Source organism: Micromonospora sp. NPDC050784 (assembly GCF_044456765.1).
In the GTDB taxonomy this organism is placed as follows: Bacteria; Actinomycetota; Actinomycetes; order Mycobacteriales; family Micromonosporaceae; genus Micromonospora; species Micromonospora foliorum.
Genome location: NZ_JBITGG010000018.1, coordinates 58,380 through 78,815, shown reverse-complemented (window position 1 = coordinate 78,815; position 20,436 = coordinate 58,380). Strand labels below are relative to the sequence as shown.

Genomic DNA, 20,436 nt, shown 5'->3' with positions numbered 1-20,436 from the left:
CCTGGCACCCCCGACACCCGGGGTCCGATGCGATACCTCTGGTGGCTGGTCCGCTGCCAACCCTGGCGGGTGCTGCGCGGCAGCCTGATCGGCACGGCCTGGATGATCGGGCTCTCGGCCCGGCCCTACCTGATCGCCCGCGCCGTCGACGACGGGCTGCGCGAACGCGACACCCAGGCCCTGGCGCTCTGGGTCGCGGCGATCGTCGTCGCGGGCGTGGGCCTGTCCTACCTGGGCATCATGCGTCACCGCACGATGACCTTCATCCGGGAGGACGCCAAGGCCCGTTCGGCGGAGGTGCTGCTGCGCCACCTGTCCCGCATCGGCGCCGTGCTGCCCCGCCGGGTCGGGGCGGGCGAGGTGTCCACCATCGGTGGCTCCGACATCGACTGGACGGCGCAGGTGCTGACGCTGACCGGGCCGGGCGTCGGCGCGGTCGTCGCGTACGGGGTGATCGCCGTGGTGCTCTGGTCGATCTCCCCGATGCTCGCGCTGTGCGTGCTGGTGGGGGTGCCGGCGGTCGGTCTGGTCGTGGGGCCGCTGCTGCGCCGCCTGGAGCAGGTCGAATCGGTCTACCGCCGGCAACAGGGCGCGCTCACCGCCCGATCCGGAGACATCGTGGCCGGGCTGCGGGTGCTCGCCGGGGTGGGCGGCCGGGACCTGTTCGCCCGGCGGTACGCGGCCCGGTCCCAGGAGCTGCGCGCCGAGGGCTACCGGGTCGGCGCGGTCAACAGCTGGATCGACGCGGCGACCGTCGCCATCCCCGGGTTGTTCCTGGCGGCGGTGGTGTGGCTGACAGCCCGGATGGCGGTGACCGGTGACGTCACGATCGGCGAGCTGGTCGCCGTCTACGGCTACGTGGCCACCCTGATCGTGCCGGTCTGGTTTCTGTTGGAGGGCAGTTACCAGCTCATCCGCGGTCGGGTCGCCGCCCGGCGGATCGCCGACCTGCTCACCGTGACACCGGACGACGTCGGTGGCCCGGGTCGACGGTGGCCGGACGCCGTGCCCGAGGCCCGCCGGCCGGACGACCCGGGAGCGCCGGACGGCCCGGCCGACCTGCACGACCCGGTGACCGGCCTGACCGTGCGCGCCGGCCAACTGACCGGCGTGGCGGCAGACGATCCGGCGGCGGCCGTGGCGTTGGCCGACCGGCTCGGCCGGTACGTGGCCAGCGGCGTCACCTGGGGCGGCGTGCCGCTGCGCGAGGTCGCCCTGGACGAGGTCCGCGCGCGGATCCTCGTCGCCGACCACGACTCCTACCTCTTCGCCGGGACGCTGCGCGACATCCTGCGCGCCGGGGCCGACGACGATGACGAGCGGATGAGCGCGGCCGTGCGGACCGCCTCGGCGCAGGACATCGTCGACGCCCTGCCCGCCAGACTGGACACCCCGATCGACGCCCGCGCCCGGACGCTTTCCGGCGGTCAGCGCCAACGGGTCCGCCTGGCCCGGGCGCTGCACAGCGAGCCGGAGGTGCTCATCCTCGTCGACCCGACCTCGGCGGTGGACGCGCACACCGAGGCACGCATCGCCGAGCGGCTGCGGGCCGCACGGGCCGGGCGGACCACCGTGGTCATCGCCACGTCACCGCTGCTACTCGGCCGGGCCGACCTGGTCGCGCACCTGAGCGCCGGCCGGATCACCGCCACCGGCAGCCACAGCGACCTGCTCGACACCGACCCGGCCTACCGGCACCTGGTGGCCCGCGGCAGCGAGGAGGCGTACCGGTGAGCCGGCTGCCGGTGGCCGACCGCGGCACCGTCCGCCGGGCCCTACGGGACATGATCAGCCGGCACCGGCGCGCCGTCGGGGTCGTGCTGGCGCTGCACAGCGCCGCCGCGGTCGCCGGGCTAGCCCCGCCGTGGCTGCTGGGCACCATCGTCGACCGGGTAACCGCGGGCGCGGGCGTGGCCACGGTGGACCGGCTGGCACTGGCCATCGCCGGCTGCGTCCTGGTCAGCGCCCTGCTCTCCCGGTACGCCCAGTACGCCGGTCACCGCTTCGGCGAACGGGCCGTCGCCGAGCTGCGCGAGGAGTTCGTCTCCCGGGTTCTCGGGCTGCCCGTCTCGGTCGTCGAACGCGCCGGCGCCGGTGACCTGGCCACCCGCAGCTCCGTCGACGTGTCGACGGTCGGCACGACCGTCCGGGACGTGGTGCCCACCATCGTCATCGCCACGGTGCAGTTGACGTTGCTGTTCGGCGCGGTCTTCCTGCTGCACCCCCTGCTCGGGCTGGCCGCGCTGGCCGGGCTCCCGTCGATCGTGGCGGTGACCCGCTGGTACCTGCGCCGGGCCAGCTCGGCGTACCTCGCCGAGGGCGCGGCGGCAGCCGAACTGACCGAGACGCTGACCACCACCGCCGAGGGCGCGCGCACGGTGGAGGCGCTGCGGCTGGCCGACGACCGGGTCCGGCACGGCACCACCCGCGTCACAATGGTGTGGCGGGCCCGCCGGGCGACCCTCGCGCTGCGGACCGTGTTCTTCTCGGTCGTCGAGGCGAGCTACCCGCTGCCGGTCGCCATGGTCCTGCTCGTCGGGGGCTACCTGCTCTCCCGGGACATGGTGTCGCTCGGCGCGGTGGTCGCCGCCGCGCTCTACCTGCAACAGGCGATCGACCCGTTGGACCGGCTGTTGCAGTGGACGGAGCAGGCGCAACGCGGCTTCGCGTCGTACGCCCGGCTGCTCGGCGTCGGCATGGTCCCACCGGAACCACCCGGCACGACCGCCTCCTCACGGGGTGAGCGGCTCGTCGTGCGGGGAGCGCGGTTCTCCTACTCCGACGACGGGCCGGACGTGCTGCACGGCATCGACCTGGAGGTGCAGCCCGGTGAGCGGCTGGCCGTCGTCGGGCCGTCCGGCGCCGGCAAGTCGACCCTGGCCCGGCTGCTGGCCGGGATCGACGCGCCGCGGCACGGCGTCGTCAGCATCGGCGGCTGCCCGGTCACCGACCTCGACCCGGCGGAGCGACGCCGCCGGATCGCCCTGGTCACCCAGGAGCACCACGTCTTCATCGGCTCGGTACGCGACAACCTCTCCTTCGCCGCGCCCGACGCCTCGGACGACCAGATGCGCGCCGCGCTGCTCACCGTGGGCGCCGAGTGGTACGCGGAGCTGCCCGACGGCCTCGACACCCAGCTCGGCGACGGGGCCCGTCAGCTCGGTGCGGCCGAGGCCCAGCAGCTCGCGCTGGCCCGGTTGGTGCTCGCCGACCCGCACACGCTGATCCTGGACGAGGCGACCGCCGCGCTCGACCCGTCCACCGCCCGACGGACCGAACGTGCCCTGGCCGCCGTGCTGGTCGGGCGGACCGTCATCGCGATCGCGCACCGGCTCAACACCGCGCACGACGCCGATCGGGTCGCCGTGCTCGCGGACGGTCGGATCACCGAGATCGGCAGCCACGACGAGTTGGTCGCGGCCGGTGGCGCGTACGCCGCCCTGTGGCGCTCCTGGCACACCCGTGTCGACGAGCGGTGAGGCGCCCTACTTCACCGCGCCGGAGGTGAGGCCGGCCTGGATCTGACGCTGGAAGACCGCGTACACGATGATCATCGGGAGGATGGCGATGGTCAGCGCGGCGAACAGCCCGGACCAGTCCGCCTCGTAACCGGCGTTGACCGAGATGTCGGCGATGCCCTGGGTGAGCACCCACTTGTCCTTGGCGTTGGAGAGCAGCACCAACGGGAGCTGGTACTGCGCCCACTGACCGATGATGTTGAAGATCGCGACGCTGATCAGGCCCGGCTTCGCCATCGGCATCATCACCTGGAAGAACAGCCGGCTGTGCCCGCAGCCGTCGATCATCCCCGCCTCGGCCACCGACGACGGCAGCGTCTTGAAGAACGCGGCCAGGAAGAACACCGTGAACGGCAACGAGTACGCGGTGTAGACCAGCACCACGCCGGTGTGCGTGTCCAGCAGACCCAGGTTCTTCACCACGAAGAACAGCGGCACCAGGGCCAGGAAGACAGGGAAGGCCAACCCCGAGACGAAGAGGAAGTAGATCGCCCGGTTGCCCCAGAACCTGTAGCGGGCCAACACGTACGCGGCCATCGAGCCGAGCAGCATGGTGAGGAACGTGCTGCACGACACCACGATCACGCTGTTGAGGAAGTACCGCCCCACGTGCGCCTTGGTCCAGGCCCGCCCGAAGTTTTCCCAGCGCAGCTCGGCCGGGAGCGTCCACGGGCTGCTGAAGATCTCGCTGGTGTTCTTGAACGCGGCGAGGAAGGTCCAGAGGATCGGCACGATCACGATCACCGCCCACACGGCGAGCGCGACGTGCCCCAGGCCGGCGAAGAACCGTACCTCCGAGCGGGGGCCCTTGGGCCCCGGCCCGGCGGGGGCGGACGGGTCACCGGTCTTCGGCGGCAGCGCCGCCGGCGTCGGCGGCAGCGTCGACTGCGGATTCATCAGTACTCCACGCTTTCCCGCTTGGTGAGCCGCAGCGTCAGCGCCGCGAACGTGAGGGTGAGGAAGAACAGCGCCACGCCCATCGCCGAGGCGTAGCCGTACTTCGAGTAGACGAACGCGTTGCGGTAGATCTCCATGGCCAGCACGGTGGTGGCGCCGTCCGGGCCGCCACCGTCCACCGAGAGCACCGCCACGATGGCGAACGCGTCGAACGCCGCGATCCCGAGGTACACCCACGCCACCTGGAGGGTGTCCCACAGCAGCGGCAGGGTGACCCGGAAGAACAGGGTCACCTTCGTCGCCCCGTCCATCTCGGCGGCCTCGTAGATCTCACCGGGGATGGAGGCCATCCCCGCCGAGAAGAGCACCACGTAGAAGCCGACCGCCTGCCACACCAGCACCGCGATGATCGACCAGAGGGCCAGGTTCGGCTTGATGAGGAAGAGGACCGGCTCCAGGCCGAACTTCATCAGCACGCCGTTGATCAGGCCGGACTCGTTCGGCCGGTACACCATCTGGAACAACACCGCGATGATGGCCACCGCCAGGACCTGGGGGAAGAAGAACACCACCCGGTAGAACTTCGCCCCCCAGACCCCCTGGCGTTGACCGCCGCTGCTCTTGCCGCCCACGTTGAGCAGGAAGGCGAAGAACAGGGCGATGGCAATGGTGATCAGCGGCAGGGCAAGCAGCAGTACGCCGTGGTGCTGGACCGCCTTCCAGAAGGCGCCGTCGTCGAGCAGCCTCCGGTAGTTGTCGAAGCCCACCCACTGCGGGGCGGAAAGCCCCCGCCAGTTGGTCATCGAGATCTGGAACGCCTGCGCGTACGGCCAGATCACGAATGTCACGTACAGCGCGACCGGGGCGAACAGGAACCCGATCACGAATGGATACTTGCCGTGCCGCATGACCCTAGCTCCGATCGATCAGCGCTTGAACTTGGTGACGGAGCTGTCCTTCTTGATGGCGTCGGCGCGCTTCTGGATCCGCTCCACGAAGGCGTCCGCCTTGATCCGGCCGAACATCAGCTCGTTGGTGGCGGTACGCGCCTCCGTGTCGAGCTCCTTGTACCAGTTGTCGAAGAGCATGTTGAACACGTCCTTACCGGCTGCCTTCAGGGCCACCTGCGCGCTGGCCACACCCGGCGGGAACTGGAAGCCCTCGCTGCCGGCCGGCACGACCGTGGCCGCACCGACGGTCTCGGTGAAGCCCCGGGCGCCCGCCTTCGACAGCATCTGGCGCATGTACTCCAGGCCGCCACGCGGGTTCTTGCTCTTGGACGAAACGAAGTATCCCTCGCCACCGGCCGCCCGGATAGCGGCCGCCGGCAGCTTGTCCGACGCGGTGAGGCTGGGCACCGGCATGAGCTGGTAGGTGAAGCCCGCCGGCGTGTCCTTCTTCTGCTCGTTCTCCAGCCAGTCGCCGGACGGGTAGAAGGCGACCTTGCCCTGGTTCTGCCGCAGCTGCACGTCGGTGTGCTTCAGCCCCTCGAAGCTCTTGTCCGAGTACTTCGCGCCGATCTCCGCCCATGCCTCCGCGGCCTGCTTGACAGCGTCCTGCTTCCAGGCGCCGTCCTCCAGGTTGTCGATGTTCTTCAGGACGTCGGCGCCGCCGATCTTCGCGGCCTGGGTGAGGATCACGTTCCACTGGTAGTAGGCCGCGTTCGCCCCGGCGTAGCCGTACGGGGTGATGCCCTTCGCCTTGATCTGCTCGCAGAGCGCCTTGAACTGGTCGAAGTTGGTGGGCGCGGTCCAGCCGTTGTCCTTGAAGAGCTTGCCCGAGTACCAGATGCCGTAGACGGTCGACACGTAGTACAGCACGAACGGCTTGCGCTGCCCGTCGGCCGTGCTGAACATGCCCTGCTCGACGATGCCCGGGATGACGGTGTCGCGGACCTTCTTGCTCGGGTCGTCGACCGACGGCGCGTCCCACAGCTCGGTGAGATCCTGCAGCTGGCCGTCGTTGACGAGCGCACCGAAGTCGAGGAACTTCTCGCCCGAGTTGTTCACGAACTCCGGCGGGTTGCCGGAGGCGAACCGCGGCTGGAGCACGGTGGAGACGGCCTGGGTGGCCTGGTGCTTGATCTCCGCCTTGGGGAACGCCGTCTTGTACAGCGGCTCGTGCACGTCGGTGGCGTACTTCTCGCCGTAGCCACCGTTGAAGATGACCACCTCGATCGCGGCGTCCTCCTTGACGCCCAGCGGGTTCTTCTCGCTCTTGGTGCCGCCGGCGACCTGCTCGCTGTCACCGTCGCTGCCGCTGGTGGCGCAGGCGCTGAGCAGGCCGATGGCCGGAGTGGCGAGCATGCCCACGGCGGCGGCGCGACGCAGCACTGTGCGACGGTCGAGTGCGGCCGGGTGTTCGGGGGTAATCGACATCGTCGTCTCTCCTTGTGGAATTCGGGTCATGCGGTACGCCGGAGACGTCCGGCGTACCGCGACTCGAGGGCGAGGTTGTGCTCGTCCCCGCCGGGGACGTTGGCGGAGAGGTAGATAGGGGGTACCTCCCCGGCCTGGTGGAACCGTCGTACGACCTCCGCGGTCAGGAGCTGCGCCAGCAGCGCCGTGGTGACCGAGGAGACCGCACAGACCGCGCCGCCGCCCTCGAGCGGCAGCAGTGCATCGCCGTACGGCGCGCCATTGTCCAGCACGACGTCGGCGAGGTCGGCGAGCCGGTGCCCGGACGGGTGCCGTGGAGCCACCCGTGCGGTGTGCTCGACCGAGGTGACCGCGATCAACGGGTGACCGCGCTCGGTGACCAGCGCCGCCAGCTCGACCACCGAGCCGTTGATGCCGGATTGGGACGCCACCACGAACACGTCGCGCGGCTGAGGCGCCGCGAGCGCGTAGATCTGGTGGGCGATGGAGGGATCACGTTCCAGCTTGGGGTCGGCGAGCACGTCGCGCGGGGCGTCACCGTGCATCACCAGGTCCCGTACCGAGAGCCGGTTGGTGGGGACCAACCCGCCGGCCCGGGCGACCAGCTCGGCGGCGAACGCCTCCGAGTGCCCGGCGCCGAACGCCTGGAGCACACCGCCGTCGCGCAGACTGTCGGCGATCAGGTCGGCGGCCCGGGTGATCCCGTCGGCCTCCGAGTCGAGCAGCCGGTCGAGCACCGGGCGGACGGCGTCCGCGTACCCCTGGGCGCTGATCATGAATGGGCTCCCTTCGCTGCCTTGTGCCCGTCGACGGCCTGCGCGGTCCGCCGGAAGGCCGCGTGCGCGCGGTCGTGCGTGCGTTGGGCGACGGCGATGTAGAGCAGGTCGAGCACCACCAGCTGGGGGTGCCGGGCGGAGAGCGCGTCCGGCCGGAAGGTGGTCGCCTGGCTGGCCGTGAGCAACACGATGTCGGCCAGCTCGGCCAACGGCGAACGGGGGAAGCCGGTGAGCGCGAGCGTGGTGGCGCCCCGGCTGCCCGCCTCGGCGAGCATCTCGATCGTCTCCCGGGTCTGCCCGGTGTGCGAGATGCCGAGCGCCACGTCCCCCGATCGCAGCAACGCGGCGCTGGCCAGCCCCTCGTGCACGTCGTTCCACGCCCACGCCGCCACCCCGATGCGATGCAGGCTGAACTGCATCTCCTCGCCGACCAGGGCGCTGCCGCTGGCGCCGAAGATGTTCACCCGGCTGGCGCCGGCAATCGCGACCGCGGCCCGCTCCACCTCGGCGAGGTCGAGCAGGGTGGCGGTGTCGTGCATGGCCCGGGTGTCGGCGGCCATGATCTGGTCCAGCACTCGGGCCAGCGGGTCGCTCGGCTGGATCTCCCGTCCGATGTCGACGGTCCAGCCGGCCGAGCGTGCCCGGCCGGTCTCGGAGGCGATGCCCAGTCGCAGGTCGGCGTACCCCTCGAAGCCCATCGCCCGGCAGAAGCGGGTGATGGTCGCCGGTGAGGTGCCGCTCCGCTCGGCCAGCTCGACGATTGTCGAGCGGGCGGCGGCCTCCGGGTCGCTGAGCACGTGCTCGGCGACCCGGCGCAGGGCGCCGGTCAACTCGCCGAGGCCGTTGCGGACCCGGGCCAGCACCCCGTCGGAGGCCGAGGCCCTCCGGTCGAGCACGTCGGCGTCGACCACCGCGGTCCCCGCGGCGGTGTCCACCTCGTGATCAACCATGAGTTGCCTCCGCTTTCCGAAAAGACTGTTAACTGTTAGTGGTAAAAGTTCTTACTGAACGGCCCTCTGTGTCAAGACTGTGGGCGAAGTTTTCAAACTGTTACCTGCTGCACAGCCCCTCACGCCCGCCACAACTTGCCCCACACGACGCCGCCGACCAGCATGAACAAGCCAGATCGCCGTTCCGCGCAAGGAGACCCGTGCCGATGTCCGACACCGTCGTGGTGGGTCTCGATGTCGGCGGTACGTCCACCCGGGCGACCGCCCTCACCCTCACCGGGCAACGCGTCGGCACCGGCCGCGCCGGCGGCGGCAACCCCACCAGTCACGGCGCCGAACGCGCCGCCGCCGAACTGCTGACCGCGCTCCGCGAGGCGCTCACCGACCTCGACCCGACCCGGGTGGCCGCCGGCACCATCGGGCTCGCCGGAGCCGGCCGGCTGCTCGCCGACCCGGCCGGGCGGGCCGCCTTCGACCAGGCCTGGCAGGACGCCGGCCTGCGCTGCCCGTACGAGGTGCACGGCGACGCCCTGGTCGCGTACGCCTCCGGCACCGCCGCCCCGGACGGAACCATCCTCATCGCCGGGACCGGGGCGATCACCGCGCACGTCCACGAGCTGCGGCTCGACCGGATCGCCGACGGCCACGGCTGGCTCCTCGGCGACGCCGGCTCGGGCTTCTGGCTCGGCCGGGAAGCGGTACGCCGGCTGCTCGCCGACCTGGACGCCGGCCGTGAGCTTGGCGGGCTGGCCACGACCGTGCTCACCGAACTCCTGGGCAGCGCGGACATCGCCGCCCGCCCCCGGGACACCGTCGACGCCACCATCCAGACGGTGACCCGGCGACCCCCGATCGAACTGGCCCGGCTCGCGCCACTTGTCGTCGACGCCGCCACCCACGGCGATCCGGTCGCCACCGCGCTGATCACCGACGCCGCCGCGCACCTCACCGAGAGCGTGAGCCGCATCCGCCCCGCCGGGGCGGTGACACCGATCGTGCTCGGCGGCGGCCTGCTCACCGCGGACACCCCGCTGGCCACCACCGTCCGGGCCGAGATCGCGCGACACTGGCCGGACGCGCCCCTGCGGACCGCCGGGGACGGGGCCGCCGCCGCAGCCTGGCTTGCCGCCCGCGGCCTACCCGAGGTGACCGACCCAGCCGCCCTGCACGCCCGCCTCTTCCCCGCCCCCTGAAACCCCCGGCGCTGGGCGTGCGCCCCGCACGCCCCGCGCGCCGCGCCGCACGCCCCGCGCCGCACGCCCCGCATGATCGCACTCGATCCAGGATGTAGTGCTCTCCGGCTGCGACGAGGGGACTCTTTCCAGGATTTAGCGCGATCACCGGCGCGCGGCGCCCGAGACGGGCACGATCATGGCGGGCGGCGGCGAATCCGCGCGGGCTGCCCCGGCCCCGAGCAGGTGACGGCGGTTGTCGAAGCCGTGGCCCCGGCCGGGACGGCCGAGACACGGAATGCGGTCTCGGCACCGCCCCCCAGCGGTGGCACCGCACCAGAGCCCGCCACCTGCCGGGGAATCACCGAGTATATTTGCTTGTTCAAGCAACTTTAGACGGGATCGACGAGAGGTTCAGCCGTTCCGCGTCCATCGACAGCACGGCAGAAACCGGAGGTAAGAACATGAATCGTCTCGAAGGGCGCGCTGCCCTGGTCACAGGCTCGACCAGCGGAATTGGGCGCGGTGTGGCGGAGGCGATGGCCCGCGAGGGCGCCATCGTCGTCGTGACCGGGCTTGGCGCGGAGCAGGGCGCTCAGATCGTCGACGGAATCGTCGCGGAGGGCGGCATCGCCCACTTCGTCGAGGCGGACCTCTCCGCGGGTGCCTCCGAGATCCGCCGCCTCGCACAGGAGGCGACGGCCCTGGCGGGTCGGCCGATCGACATCCTGGTCAACAACGCGGCCTTTCTCGTGCCGCCCCACCCCATGACGGAGTCGACCGAGGAACAGATCGACCTGGTGCTGGAGGTCAACATCAAGGCCCCGTTCCTCCTGACGGCGGCCCTGGTGCCCGGCATGGTGGAGCACGGCGGCGGCTCGGTGATCAACATGGGCTCGATCGGCGGCGTAGATGGAATCAAGTTCACCTCGCTGTACGGCGCCAGCAAGGCAGGCCTGCACTCGCTCACGAGGTCGTGGGCCGCGGAGTTGGCCGCCGACGGCATCCGGGTGAACACCGTCGCTCCCGGACCCACCATCACGGAGGCAAACGAAGACCTCCGCCCCATCCTGGAGAAGCTCGCCGAGAACAACCCGGACAGGCGCACGGGCACGGTGCAGGACACCGCCGCTGCGGTGATCTTCCTCGCCAGTGAAGAGGCGTCGCACATCCACGGTGTGCTCCTCCCCGTGGACGGCGGGGCCCTCGCGATCTGAGGACAGGCCGGCTTGGCTCGTCGGAGCCGAGCCGGCCCGCGAGCCGACGTCAACCGGAGGTCCAGCCCCGGCGCACGTCGGGCAGCGCGCGCACGTCGGGCAGGTCCGTGGACGATCAGGATCGGTCAGACCTGAGTTGCCTGGAGGACGACGGGCCTACCCGACGGCGAGGAGGCAGGAACGGACCCTACTTGAGCTGCCCTGCGGTGAGGCCCGACTGCACCTGGCGCTGGAAGGCCACGTAGATGGCGAGCACCGGCAGCACCGCAATGCTCAGCCCGGCGAAGAGCCGGGCGTAGTCGCCGGCGTAGCCCTGGCTGACCGAGAGCGCGAACAGCCCCTGCGCCAGCATCCACTTGGAGTCGTCGCCCTGCAACAGCACCTGCGGCAGCAGGAACTGGTTCCAGTGGCTGAGGAAGTTGAAGATCGCCACGCTGATCAGTCCGGGACGGGCCATGGGCAGCATCACCCGGAAGAAGAGCCGGAAGTGACCGCAGCCATCGACAAGTGCGGCTTCCGCCACCGAGGTCGGCAGGGTCCGGAAGAACGCGGTCAGGAAGAACACCGTAAACGGCAGCGAGTAGGCCGCGTACACGAGGATCAGCCCGAGCCAGGTGTTGAAGAGGCCGGCGTTGCGGACCACGAAGAAGAGCGGCACCAGGGCGAGGAACACCGGGAACATGAGGCCGCCGACGAACAGGTAGTAGACGACCTGGCGGCCGCGGAACTCGTACCGGGCGAAGACGTACGCGGCGGTGGCGCCCATCAGCATGGTGAGGCTCACCGAGCCGGTCACCACCACCAGGCTGTTGAGGAAGTACCGGCCGATGTGCGCGCCGGTCCAGGCCCGCGCCCAGTTGTCCAGGTGCAGCGCGCCGGGGAGCCCCCACGGGTCGGCGAGGATCTCACCGTTGGTCTTGAACGAGCTGATGAACATCCACAGCAGTGGCAGTACGGTGAGCAGGCCCCAGAGCAGGAGGAAGCCGTGCGAGAGGGCGTTGGCCACGCCGAGTTCCCGGCGTACCGGGCGGTCCCGGCTGACAACCGGGGTCGGGGCGGTCGCGGTGGGCTGGTCCAGAGTGGTCACGAGTATTCGATCCGTTCGCGCCGGCCGACCCGCAGCGACAGCACCGCCACCGAGAGGGTCAGGAAGAACATCACCACGCCGATCGCGGAGGCGTAGCCGAACTTGGTCTCGCTGCCGAAGGCGGTGTCGTACATCCGTACGCCGATCACGTCGGTGGAGAAGTTCGGCCCGCCGTTGGTCATCAGCTGTACGAGGATGAACCCGTCCAGGGCGAAGATGGCCAGGTAGACCCAGGCGACCTGGACGGTGTCCCAGAGCAGCGGCAGGGTGACCCGGCGCAGGGTGGTGAACCGGGACGCGCCGTCGAGCAGCACCGCCTCGTAGATCTCCTTCGGTACGGCCGACATCGCCGCGCCGAACAGCACCACGTAGAAGCCGACGTTGCTCCAGACCATCACCGCCAGCACGCACCAGAAGGCGGTCGCCGGGTCGCCGAGCCAGGTCGGCGCGGGCAGGCCGACGGCGTGTGCGGCGCTGGTCAGCAGTCCCTGGTTGGGGTGGTACACCTCCTTCCAGAGCAGCGCGATGATCACCACGGAGAGCACCTGCGGGAAGAAGTAGACCGTGCGGTAGAGCGCGCTCCCGCGTACGCCGGTCACGCCGGCGCTGCCCTTGCGCCCGCCCATGGCGAGCATGGTGGCGAAGAAGAGCCCGAGAACGATGGTCAGCACCGGCACCAGACCCAGCAGGATCGCGTTGTTCTTCAGCGCGTTCCACACGTAGTCGTCGTGCCAGAGGGTCTTGAAGTTGGCCAGGCCGACGGGGTTGGCGTCGGCCGAGTAGCCGAGCCAGTCGGTGGTGGAGATCTGGAACGCCTGCAGGTACGGCGAGACGACGAAGAACACGTACAGCAGCACCGGCGGCACCAGGAAAGTGACGATCAGCGGCCACTTGCCATGTTTCACGAGAGGGACCTTTCCGTCGGGGTACGGCCGGTGGGGGCGGACCTCTCCCCCACCGGCCGGGCGGGTCAGGCCGCTCGCTTGTACTTCTTGATCGAGCTGTCCTGGGCGATCGAGTCGGCGCCCTTCTGGCACTGTTCGAGGAACTCCGCGGGGCCGATGCGGCCGCTGAAGAACTCGCCGCACGCGGCGTCGATGAGGTTGCGCTCCAACTTGCGGTAGAAGTTGTTGTAGACCCAGTTGAAGCCGTTGGCGCCGGACGCGTCGAGGACCTTGACCACGGTGCTCAGCCCGTACGGCAGCTCGACGCCCTCGGTGGCGCCGGCGACCACGGTGAGGCTGGCGACCTTCTTCGTGAAATCCTGGGCGCCCTTCTTGGAGAGCATTGTCCGGAAGTACTCCAGGCCGCCGGCGACGTTGCGGGCCTTGGCCGGCACCATGAACGGTTCCCCGGCGGTGCCGCGGATCGCCTCGAACGGCAACTTGTCGCCGCTGCCGAGGCTCGGCGTCGGCGCGATGGTCATGTTGAACCCGGCCGGGGTGACGTCCTTCTGCTCGCTCTCCAGCCAGGAGCCGCAGGAGATGAAGGCCGCCTTGCCCTGGCACCAGGCGGTCTGCGACTGCTTGTGGTCCAGGCCGGGCGAGCCCTCCAGGATGTACTTGTCCTTGACGATCTGGTGCCAGGCGTCGGCGGCGGTCCGCATCGAGTCGGACTTCCAGGCGTTCGGCTCCAGGTTGTCGATGGCGGTCGCCACCGACGGGCCGCCGACTTTGATCGCGGTGGAGATCAGCGGCCAGCTCATGTAGCGCGGGTGCAGGCCGGCGTACGTCCAGGGGGCGATGCCGGCGGCCTTGATCTGCTTGCAGAGCGCGATGTGCTCGTCCCACGTCTTCGCGTACGACCAGCCGCGGTCGGCGAACAGCTTGGCGGAGTGCCAGATGCCGTAGGCGGTGTAGGTGTAGTTGAGCACCAGGAACTTACCGTCGTAGGAGCCGACCTCTACCGCGCCGGGCAGCAGCGTGTCCTTGACCGTCTTGCCGGGGATGTCGAGGCTCGGGGCGGCCAGCAGGTCGTCGAGGCCGGCGAGGGCGTTCTGGCTGACCAGGCCGTTGAAGTCGATCTGGCTGGAGCCGGAGTTGTTGACCACGTCCGGCGGGGTGCCGTCGACGAACCGCGGCTGGAGCGTCTTGCTGATCTCCTGGGTGGAGGAGTGCTTGATCTTCGCCTTCGGGTACTTCTCGGTGTACATGGCCTCGTGGGCCTTGGCGTACTCCTCACCGAACCCGCCGCCGAAGATCACCACCTCGAGTGGGGCGTCCTCCTTCACGCCGAGCGGGTTCTGCGCGCTCTTGGTGCCCTGGTAGGTCTCGGCATCGCTCTTGTCACCGCCACCGCCGGTGGCGCAGCCGGACAGCAGGCCGGCGGCAGGGGTGGCCAGGAGGCCGGCGGCGGCGCTGCGCCGCAGGATGTCACGCCTGTTCATGGGTTCTCCTCGGGTCGGGTCGGGCGGGTCGCCGTTCTGTGGGGGGAGGCGTCCGCCGCGCGAGGCGCGGTGATTCTCTTCAGTTCATGCTCTGTTGCTGAAGAATTTCTACGACAGCCGGGCTCGGACTTCAAGTCCTGACGGTCGAACCGTTATCACCACCAGCCGTCGCCGGGTCGCCCAACCCGGGTCCACACGCCGTCTGCGCCAACTGACCGAGCGCACCCCGGCTGGGCGGGAGCGGCACGTCGACCTGCTCCGCGCACTCGCCATCACCATGGTCGTTTTCGGACACCGGGTCATCACCCCGACCGTCGAGGGGTACGCAGCAGGCCCCGGAGCCGCTCGCACGCCCGCCCCGGCGCTGGTGGCGTACCTGGCCGGGGCGGGCGTGCTGCGACTGCTCAGGTCTGGGTGGGGAACCCGAGGTTGACCCCGCCGTGCCGCGGATCCAACCAGCGGCTGGTGACGACCTTGCCCCGGGTGAAGAAGCGCACCCCGTCCTCGCCGTGCGCGTGCAGGTCGCCGAAGAGGGACGACTTCCAGCCGCCGAACGAGTGGTACGCCATCGGCACCGGGATGGGCACGTTGATCCCGACCATGCCCACCTCCACCTCGTGCTGGTAGCGCCGGGCCGCACCACCGTCGTTGGTGAAGATCGCCGTGCCGTTGCCGTACGGGCTGGCGTTGACCAGGTCCACCGCCTCGTCGTACGAGCCGACCCGGACCACGCTCAGCACCGGCCCGAAGATCTCGTCGGTGTAGATCGACATGTCCGGGGTCACCCGGTCGAACAGGGTCGGGCCGAGCCAGAAACCGTCCGGGTCGCCGTCCGGCGTCACGTCCCGCCCGTCCACCACCGGCACCGCGCCGGCGGCGACACCGGCGTCCACGTAGGAGCGCACCTTCGCCGCGTGCGCGGCGGTGACCAGCGGGCCCATGTCGCAGCCCCGTCGGCCGTCGCCGGTACGCAGCCCGACCACCCGCTGGGCGATCCGCTCGACCAGCGCATCCGCCACCGGCTCCACCGCCACCAGCACCGAGATGGCCATGCACCGCTCCCCCGCCGAGCCGAACCCGGCGTTGACCGCCGCGTCGGCGGCCAGGTCCAGGTCCGCGTCCGGGAGCACCACCATGTGGTTCTTCGCCCCACCGAGCGCCTGCACCCGCTTGCCGGCGGCCGTTCCGCGCTGGTAGACGTACCGGGCGATCGGGGTGGAGCCGACGAACGACACCGCCCGCACCTCCGGGTGCTCCAGCAGCGCGTCGACCGCCTCCTTGTCGCCGTTGACCACGTTGAGCACCCCGTCGGGCAGGCCCGCCTCGGCGAACCACTCGGCCAGCAGCAAGGCCGCGCTCGGGTCCTTCTCACTCGGCTTGAGCACCACCGCGTTGCCGCAGGCCACGGCCACCGGCACGAACCACAGCGGCACCATCACCGGGAAGTTGAACGGGGAGATCACCGCGACCACCCCGAGCGGCTGCCGGATGGTGTACGAGTCGACCTCGGTGGACACGTTCTCGCTGAACGCGCCGCGCAGCGCCGACGGCAGGCCGCACGCGTACTCGATGACCTCCAGGCCGCGCTGCACCTCGCCGGCGGCGTCGGCGAGCACCTTGCCGTGCTCGGCGGTGATCACCTCGGCAAGCCGGTCCCGCCGGGCGTGCACCAACTCCCGGAAGGCGAAAAGCACCGCCGACCGTCGCGCCAACGACGCGTCCCGCCAGGCCCGCGCCGCGCGGGCGGCGGCCTGCACCGCCACGTCGACGTCCGCGGTCGAGGCCAGCTCGACCTCGGCGGTACGCCGACCGGTCGCCGGGTCGAACACGTCGCCGCGCCGCTCCGACGTGCCGCCGACCCGCTTGCCGTCGATGAAGTGACCGATGCTCATGCCGCCGCCCCCGCCGCGGAACGGATCGCGTCGACGAGGATCGCCAGGCCCTCCCGGGCCTCCTCCTCGGTCAGCGTCAACGGCGGACCCATCCGCAGCACGTTGCCGTAGAGGCCACCCTTGCCGGCCAGCAGGCCACCGTCCCGGGCGGCTTCGAAGACCCGGTTGGTCAACGCCGGGTCCGGCTCACTGGTGCCCGGTCGGACGAACTCGACGCCGAGCATCAGCCCCTTTCCGCGTACCTCCGCGACGCAGTCGAGCCCGCCCACGGCGGACCGCAGGCCGTCGGCGAGGATCGCGCCGACGCGGGCCGCGTTCGCCTGGAGGTCGTGCTCCAGGAGGTAGTCGAGCACCGCGTTGCCGGCCGCCGTGGAGATCGGGTTGCCGCCGAAGGTGGAGAAGCTGATGGCGGGCACCGACTCCAGCACCTCGGCCCGGCCGACCACCCCGGCGAGGGCGAACCCGTTGCCGATGCCCTTGGCGAAGGTGAGCAGGTCGGGGGTGACCCCGTGCGCCTGGTAACCCCAGAAGTGCTCCCCGGTACGCCCCCAGCCGGTCTGCACCTCGTCGGCGATGAACAGGATGCCGTGCTCGTCGAGAACCTTCTTCCAACCGGCGAAGAGCCCGTCCGGCGGGTACACGAAACCGCCCACGCCCTGGATCGGCTCGGCGATCAGCGCGGCCACGTCACCGGCGGTCTGGGTGGCCAGCACCTCGCGCAGGTCCTCCACCGCCGCGTCGACCTGCTCGTCCTCGCTGAGCCGGGACAGCAGACCGCGCACCCGGTCACCGGAGTGCAGCCAGGCCACCTGGAGCGGGTTGAGGCCGCTGGCCGACCAGTTGCGGTTGCCGGTGACGCCCATCGCCGCGTACGACCGGCCGTGGTAGCTGTTGCGCACGGCCAGGATCTGGTGTGAACGGCGGTGGTTGGTGGCGACCAGCAGGGCCGCCTCGTTCGCCTCGGTGCCCGAGTTGGTGAAGAACACCCGGGCGTCGGGGATGCCGGAGCGCTGGGCGATCTTCTCGGCCAGCTCCACCTGTTGCCGGATCAGGTAGAGCGTCGAGGTGTGCACGACGCCGGTGGCGAGCTGCCGCTCGACGGCCTCCCGGATCTCCGGGATGTCGTACCCGATCATGTTGGTCAGCACGCCGCCGAAGAAGTCCAGGTAGCTGCGACCCTGCGCGTCGGTGACCCGGCGGCCCGAGCCGGACACCAGCTCGATCGGCTCGGCGTAGTACAACGGCATCCAGGACGGGAGTACGGCCCGGTGCCGGGCCAGCAGGTCGTCGGTCATCGTGGCAACCCTTCAGCGGCGTTCGTGGATACCGCACGCTCCCACCGCCGGTCGATGCGAACAACTGTCAGCCTGTAGCGCAAGGACGTCCCCACCTGACAGCACGTCAACGATTTCCAGGGGCATGATCGGTCTTGACCGCTGATTTCCGCAGCCTTCATGGGCTCCTTCCACTCGATCCGCAGCCTGGCCGCCCACCGCTACCCTGGGTCGGTCCACTGTCGCCGAGGAGGCACACGGTGCGCATCGAAGAGACGATCGCCGAACTGGAGCGCGTCGCCGCACGCGAGGTGGGCCGGGGCAGCGAGGCGCTGGCCGAGCCAGCGGCGGGCGGTCTGCTGGCCGCCGCCCGGTCGCTCGCCGCCACCGGGTCGCCCGACGCGGCGGTGTTCACCGGGTTCTTCATCCCCGGCGCCGAGCCACCCAACGCGGAGACCGACGGCCCGCTCGGCGCGGTCCAGATCGCCGCCGCGCTGCGCCTGCTCGGCGGCCGGTGCCGGCTCGTCACCGACGAGCCCTGCGCCCCGGTCGTCGAGGCGGCCGTCGCCGCCGCCGCACCGGGCCTGCCGGTCGACGTCGCACCGCTGCGCGGTTACCAGGACTGGGCCGCCGCCCTCCTTCCCGAGTACGCCCGGCTGACCCACCTCATCGCCTGCGAACGGGTCGGGCCCGGAGTGGACGGTCGACCCCGCAACATGCGCGGCGAGGACATCGGCGCGCACACCGCACCTCTCGACCGGCTCTACACCTCCGGGTCGGCGTACCGGATCGGCATCGGCGACGGCGGCAACGAACTCGGCATGGGCCGCCTACCGGCGGACCTGATCGGACGGGTGGTCGCCTCCGGCGAACGGATCCGGTGCGTGGTGGGCGCGGACGCGTTGCTCGTCGGCGGCACCTCCAACTGGGCCGCCGCCGCCCTCGTCGGCGCGCTGTCGCTGCTCCGCCCCGAGGTGCCCGAGCTTCGGACGCTGCTGGAGCCTTCCTGGTCGTACGACCTGCTGACCGCGATCGTGCGCGCGGGCGCGGTGGACGGCGTGCGCCGCCGCCCCACGCTCAGCGTCGACGGCCTCGACTGGCCCGCGTACGCCGAACCGCTCACCGAGATCGCCGAGTTGGTCAGGGCAGGCCGGTAGGGGTCGGTGGTTCGGTCGCCGGCCGTAACGCCCTCGGCGGACGGCTCGCCGCTTGCGCCTGGGCTGACCGGCGAGGGCGCAACGGCAGGTGCAGGGCGGCGGCGACCACCGCGAAGGCCGCCCAGCCGGCGCCCAGCGCCGCAGCGGACGATACGTCCTGAAGGTAGTGGTAGGCGGTGAGGAAGCCGACCAGCGCGAGGCTGTTGCGGGCGAAGTGCCGACTGAACTCGGCCAACTGCCGGCGGGCCTCGACGGCGACCAGCACCCCTGAGTACGGGAACGTCACCACCATGCCACGCAGCACGGCACCGAGCAGCTGGGTGAGGACCGCCCCAACGAAGATCACCACCAGCTTGAGCAACGCCGGCAGCCCGTCCGGGCGGGTCTCCGCGACGGGAACTGTTTCCTCGGCGGGAGCGACACGCGGGCCGGCGCTGCGGCCGGCGCTGCGGCGGACGCGATGACGCAACCACAGGATGGCCGCCAGCCAGAGCACGAGCGTGCCGGCGAGGGCCACCTCGAACGGGATGTGAACGGCCAACAGGCCGGCGCTCAACGCCACGTACACGGCGATCCCCGCGACGTCGGCGAGCAGGATCGGCCAGCGCCACCGCTGGTGGGTGACCGCCACGGTGACGAAGAAGAGGTTGAGCCCGACCACGCCGACCACCTGCGCGCCGTCCACCCGGTAGTCGGTGGTGACCAGGGCGAGCGTCATCGGCAGCGGCAGACTGTAGACCAGCGCGCGGAGCCGGACGGAGCGGATCACGCTGACCGCCCAGACCACGGCCGTCACCAGCAGGACCGCGCTCAACGTCATGGCTCACCCGTTCCCGCCCCGGCGGAGGCGTCAGTCCTGGAAGGTCGCGGCGTTCGCGCAGAGGTCGAACACGCGGGTGAGCCGAGCGACGTCCGTCCGGTTGACCGAGAACTGATTCTCGCCGATCTCGCCGTGTGCGGTCATGTGGGCCTCCCAACAGCTCGAACCGTCCCAGAGTGTCAGGTTGACGTGCAGGTGCGGGCTGACCACCCCGAGGGGCAGCAGACCCACCCGCGCCCCGGCCGCGCGCTGCTTCTCCACCAGGGCGGACAACTCGTCGGTCAGCGTGGCGTAGACGAAGACCCGGGTGATCTGGACACCCCGTTGCAGGGCCTCCACGTTGGCCTCCCAGTAGCGCCGACCGATCTCACTGCGCCACCAGCTCAGCTCCCCGCTCACCCGGGGCATCACGTTGGTCAACCCGTCCAGCCGGTGCACGCAGGTGCGGGTCGCGCCGACCAGGTCCTCGTCCTCGTCACCGCGCCGGATGATCCGACCGTCCGCGAGCTGCTCGGCCTCCAACCGGAACTGCTCGTACCGCCGCTGCGCCTCCATCGCGACCCGGGTGCCCGCGTGCTGCTCGGCCGCCTCCCGCATGGCCCCGGCCAACTCCGTGGTGGTGTGCACCAGCCAGGGCGGGCCGTCCAGCAGGGTGCGCAGGTGAAAGCGGCGCTCCGCGCGGGCCAGTGAGTCGACCAGCAGCGAGATGGTGATGCCCATCAGGCCGGCCAACAGCGACTCCACCCCGGAGGCGGCGTTGCTGAGGTCGAGCACGATGCTGAGGGTGACCGACAGCGTGATGCCGACCAACGCCACCGGGTCGGTGTGCGCCACCAGCCGGACGAAGCCGGCGCTGGAGCCGCCGCCCTCCCGTAACCGCTGACGGGCCACGTCACGGGTCATCGAGATCCC

The 20,436-nt window shown here is 70.9% G+C and carries 17 protein-coding genes; 5 read left to right on the top strand and 12 right to left on the bottom strand.

Annotated features, from left to right (window positions below; all coding sequences use genetic code 11):
• Positions 1-27 precede the first annotated feature (27 nt).
• Both ACIBD9_RS23545 and ACIBD9_RS23540 read left to right on the top strand, forming a co-directional pair.
• Positions 28-1,734, top strand: coding sequence for an ABC transporter ATP-binding protein (locus ACIBD9_RS23545; RefSeq protein ID WP_396721007.1), 1,707 nt, complete (start codon positions 28-30; stop codon positions 1,732-1,734).
• A 50-nt stretch (positions 1,735-1,784) separates the two neighbouring features.
• The gene (locus ACIBD9_RS23540; RefSeq protein WP_396721005.1) at positions 1,785-3,479 is read left to right on the top strand and encodes an ABC transporter ATP-binding protein; all 1,695 of its coding nucleotides are present in this window, start codon (positions 1,785-1,787) and stop codon (positions 3,477-3,479) included.
• 6 nt (positions 3,480-3,485) lie between these two features.
• On the opposite strand, the gene ACIBD9_RS23535 is transcribed toward ACIBD9_RS23540, so the two are convergent.
• Genes ACIBD9_RS23535 through ACIBD9_RS23515 form a run of 5 tightly spaced genes read right to left on the bottom strand, consistent with a single transcriptional unit; the run spans position 3,486 to position 8,519 of the window.
• A complete protein-coding gene (locus tag ACIBD9_RS23535) occupies positions 3,486-4,415 on the bottom strand; it encodes a carbohydrate ABC transporter permease (RefSeq protein ID WP_396720885.1) in 930 nt (309 codons plus the stop codon).
• A complete protein-coding gene (locus tag ACIBD9_RS23530; RefSeq protein WP_238660884.1) occupies positions 4,415-5,323 on the bottom strand; it encodes a carbohydrate ABC transporter permease in 909 nt (302 codons plus the stop codon). The genes ACIBD9_RS23535 and ACIBD9_RS23530 overlap by 1 nt, the downstream gene beginning before the upstream one ends.
• A gap of 18 nt (positions 5,324-5,341) precedes the next feature.
• The gene (gene ngcE, locus ACIBD9_RS23525) at positions 5,342-6,793 is read right to left on the bottom strand and encodes an N-acetylglucosamine/diacetylchitobiose ABC transporter substrate-binding protein (RefSeq protein ID WP_387171481.1); all 1,452 of its coding nucleotides are present in this window, start codon (positions 6,791-6,793) and stop codon (positions 5,342-5,344) included.
• A gap of 26 nt (positions 6,794-6,819) precedes the next feature.
• On the bottom strand, positions 6,820-7,569 hold the full coding sequence (locus tag ACIBD9_RS23520) for a sugar isomerase domain-containing protein (protein ID WP_091403970.1): 750 nt from the start codon (positions 7,567-7,569) through the stop codon (positions 6,820-6,822).
• Complete coding sequence (locus ACIBD9_RS23515) at positions 7,566-8,519, bottom strand: MurR/RpiR family transcriptional regulator (RefSeq protein WP_387171479.1); 954 nt, start codon at positions 8,517-8,519, stop codon at positions 7,566-7,568. Before ACIBD9_RS23515 ends, ACIBD9_RS23520 begins: the two co-directional genes overlap by 4 nt.
• Positions 8,520-8,725: 206 nt before the next feature.
• On the opposite strand from ACIBD9_RS23515, the gene ACIBD9_RS23510 reads away from it, so the two are divergent.
• Positions 8,726-9,712, top strand: a complete 987-nt coding sequence (locus ACIBD9_RS23510) for an N-acetylglucosamine kinase (protein WP_396720883.1) — start codon at positions 8,726-8,728, stop codon at positions 9,710-9,712.
• 353 nt (positions 9,713-10,065) lie between these two features.
• Positions 10,066-10,908: an SDR family NAD(P)-dependent oxidoreductase gene (locus ACIBD9_RS23505; RefSeq protein WP_396720881.1), complete on the top strand. Its 843-nt coding sequence runs from the start codon at positions 10,066-10,068 to the stop codon at positions 10,906-10,908.
• Positions 10,909-11,095: 187 nt separating this feature from the next.
• On the opposite strand, the gene ACIBD9_RS23500 is transcribed toward ACIBD9_RS23505, so the two are convergent.
• The 5 genes from ACIBD9_RS23500 to ACIBD9_RS23480 all read right to left on the bottom strand — a co-directional run bounded on the left by ACIBD9_RS23500 (position 11,096) and on the right by ACIBD9_RS23480 (position 17,568).
• Positions 11,096-11,995, bottom strand: coding sequence for a carbohydrate ABC transporter permease (locus tag ACIBD9_RS23500; protein WP_396720880.1), 900 nt, complete (start codon positions 11,993-11,995; stop codon positions 11,096-11,098).
• Positions 11,992-12,900, bottom strand: a complete 909-nt coding sequence (locus ACIBD9_RS23495) for a carbohydrate ABC transporter permease (protein WP_238661556.1) — start codon at positions 12,898-12,900, stop codon at positions 11,992-11,994. Before ACIBD9_RS23495 ends, ACIBD9_RS23500 begins: the two co-directional genes overlap by 4 nt.
• 65 nt (positions 12,901-12,965) lie before the next feature.
• On the bottom strand, positions 12,966-14,381 hold the full coding sequence (gene ngcE, locus ACIBD9_RS23490; protein WP_396720879.1) for an N-acetylglucosamine/diacetylchitobiose ABC transporter substrate-binding protein: 1,416 nt from the start codon (positions 14,379-14,381) through the stop codon (positions 12,966-12,968).
• Between the two features lie 404 nt (positions 14,382-14,785).
• Entirely contained in the window at positions 14,786-16,273 is a 1,488-nt protein-coding gene (locus tag ACIBD9_RS23485; protein WP_396720877.1) for a CoA-acylating methylmalonate-semialdehyde dehydrogenase, read from the bottom strand.
• Positions 16,270-17,568: an aspartate aminotransferase family protein gene (locus tag ACIBD9_RS23480; protein WP_396720874.1), complete on the bottom strand. Its 1,299-nt coding sequence runs from the start codon at positions 17,566-17,568 to the stop codon at positions 16,270-16,272. Before ACIBD9_RS23480 ends, ACIBD9_RS23485 begins: the two co-directional genes overlap by 4 nt.
• A 239-nt stretch (positions 17,569-17,807) precedes the next feature.
• Between ACIBD9_RS23480 and ACIBD9_RS23475 the strand changes: the two genes are divergently transcribed.
• Positions 17,808-18,704, top strand: coding sequence for a glutamate cyclase domain-containing protein (locus ACIBD9_RS23475; RefSeq protein ID WP_396720871.1), 897 nt, complete (start codon positions 17,808-17,810; stop codon positions 18,702-18,704).
• On the opposite strand, the gene ACIBD9_RS23470 is transcribed toward ACIBD9_RS23475, so the two are convergent.
• On the bottom strand, positions 18,688-19,524 hold the full coding sequence (locus tag ACIBD9_RS23470; RefSeq protein ID WP_396720869.1) for a hypothetical protein: 837 nt from the start codon (positions 19,522-19,524) through the stop codon (positions 18,688-18,690). The genes ACIBD9_RS23475 and ACIBD9_RS23470 overlap by 17 nt on opposite strands.
• Before the next feature lie 30 nt (positions 19,525-19,554).
• Positions 19,555-20,427: a hypothetical protein gene (locus ACIBD9_RS23465; protein WP_396720866.1), complete on the bottom strand. Its 873-nt coding sequence runs from the start codon at positions 20,425-20,427 to the stop codon at positions 19,555-19,557.
• Positions 20,428-20,436: the final 9 nt, after the last annotated feature.

Bases quoted from the DNA above. Each gene is read 5' to 3' on its own strand.
- ACIBD9_RS23485 (WP_396720877.1), bottom strand. From the start codon at position 16,273: ATGAGCATCGGTCACTTCATCGACGGCAAGCGGGTCGGCGGCACGTCG.
- ngcE (WP_396720879.1), bottom strand. From the start codon at position 14,381: ATGAACAGGCGTGACATCCTGCGGCGCAGCGCCGCCGCCGGCCTCCTG.
- ACIBD9_RS23480 (WP_396720874.1), bottom strand. From the start codon at position 17,568: ATGACCGACGACCTGCTGGCCCGGCACCGGGCCGTACTCCCGTCCTGG.
- ACIBD9_RS23510 (WP_396720883.1), top strand. From the start codon at position 8,726: ATGTCCGACACCGTCGTGGTGGGTCTCGATGTCGGCGGTACGTCCACC.
- ACIBD9_RS23470 (WP_396720869.1), bottom strand. From the start codon at position 19,524: ATGACGTTGAGCGCGGTCCTGCTGGTGACGGCCGTGGTCTGGGCGGTC.
- ACIBD9_RS23540 (WP_396721005.1), top strand. From the start codon at position 1,785: ATGATCAGCCGGCACCGGCGCGCCGTCGGGGTCGTGCTGGCGCTGCAC.
- ACIBD9_RS23530 (WP_238660884.1), bottom strand. From the start codon at position 5,323: ATGCGGCACGGCAAGTATCCATTCGTGATCGGGTTCCTGTTCGCCCCG.
- ACIBD9_RS23515 (WP_387171479.1), bottom strand. From the start codon at position 8,519: ATGGTTGATCACGAGGTGGACACCGCCGCGGGGACCGCGGTGGTCGAC.
- ACIBD9_RS23465 (WP_396720866.1), bottom strand. From the start codon at position 20,427: ATGACCCGTGACGTGGCCCGTCAGCGGTTACGGGAGGGCGGCGGCTCC.
- ACIBD9_RS23535 (WP_396720885.1), bottom strand. From the start codon at position 4,415: ATGAATCCGCAGTCGACGCTGCCGCCGACGCCGGCGGCGCTGCCGCCG.
- ngcE (WP_387171481.1), bottom strand. From the start codon at position 6,793: ATGTCGATTACCCCCGAACACCCGGCCGCACTCGACCGTCGCACAGTG.
- ACIBD9_RS23545 (WP_396721007.1), top strand. From the start codon at position 28: ATGCGATACCTCTGGTGGCTGGTCCGCTGCCAACCCTGGCGGGTGCTG.
- ACIBD9_RS23520 (WP_091403970.1), bottom strand. From the start codon at position 7,569: ATGATCAGCGCCCAGGGGTACGCGGACGCCGTCCGCCCGGTGCTCGAC.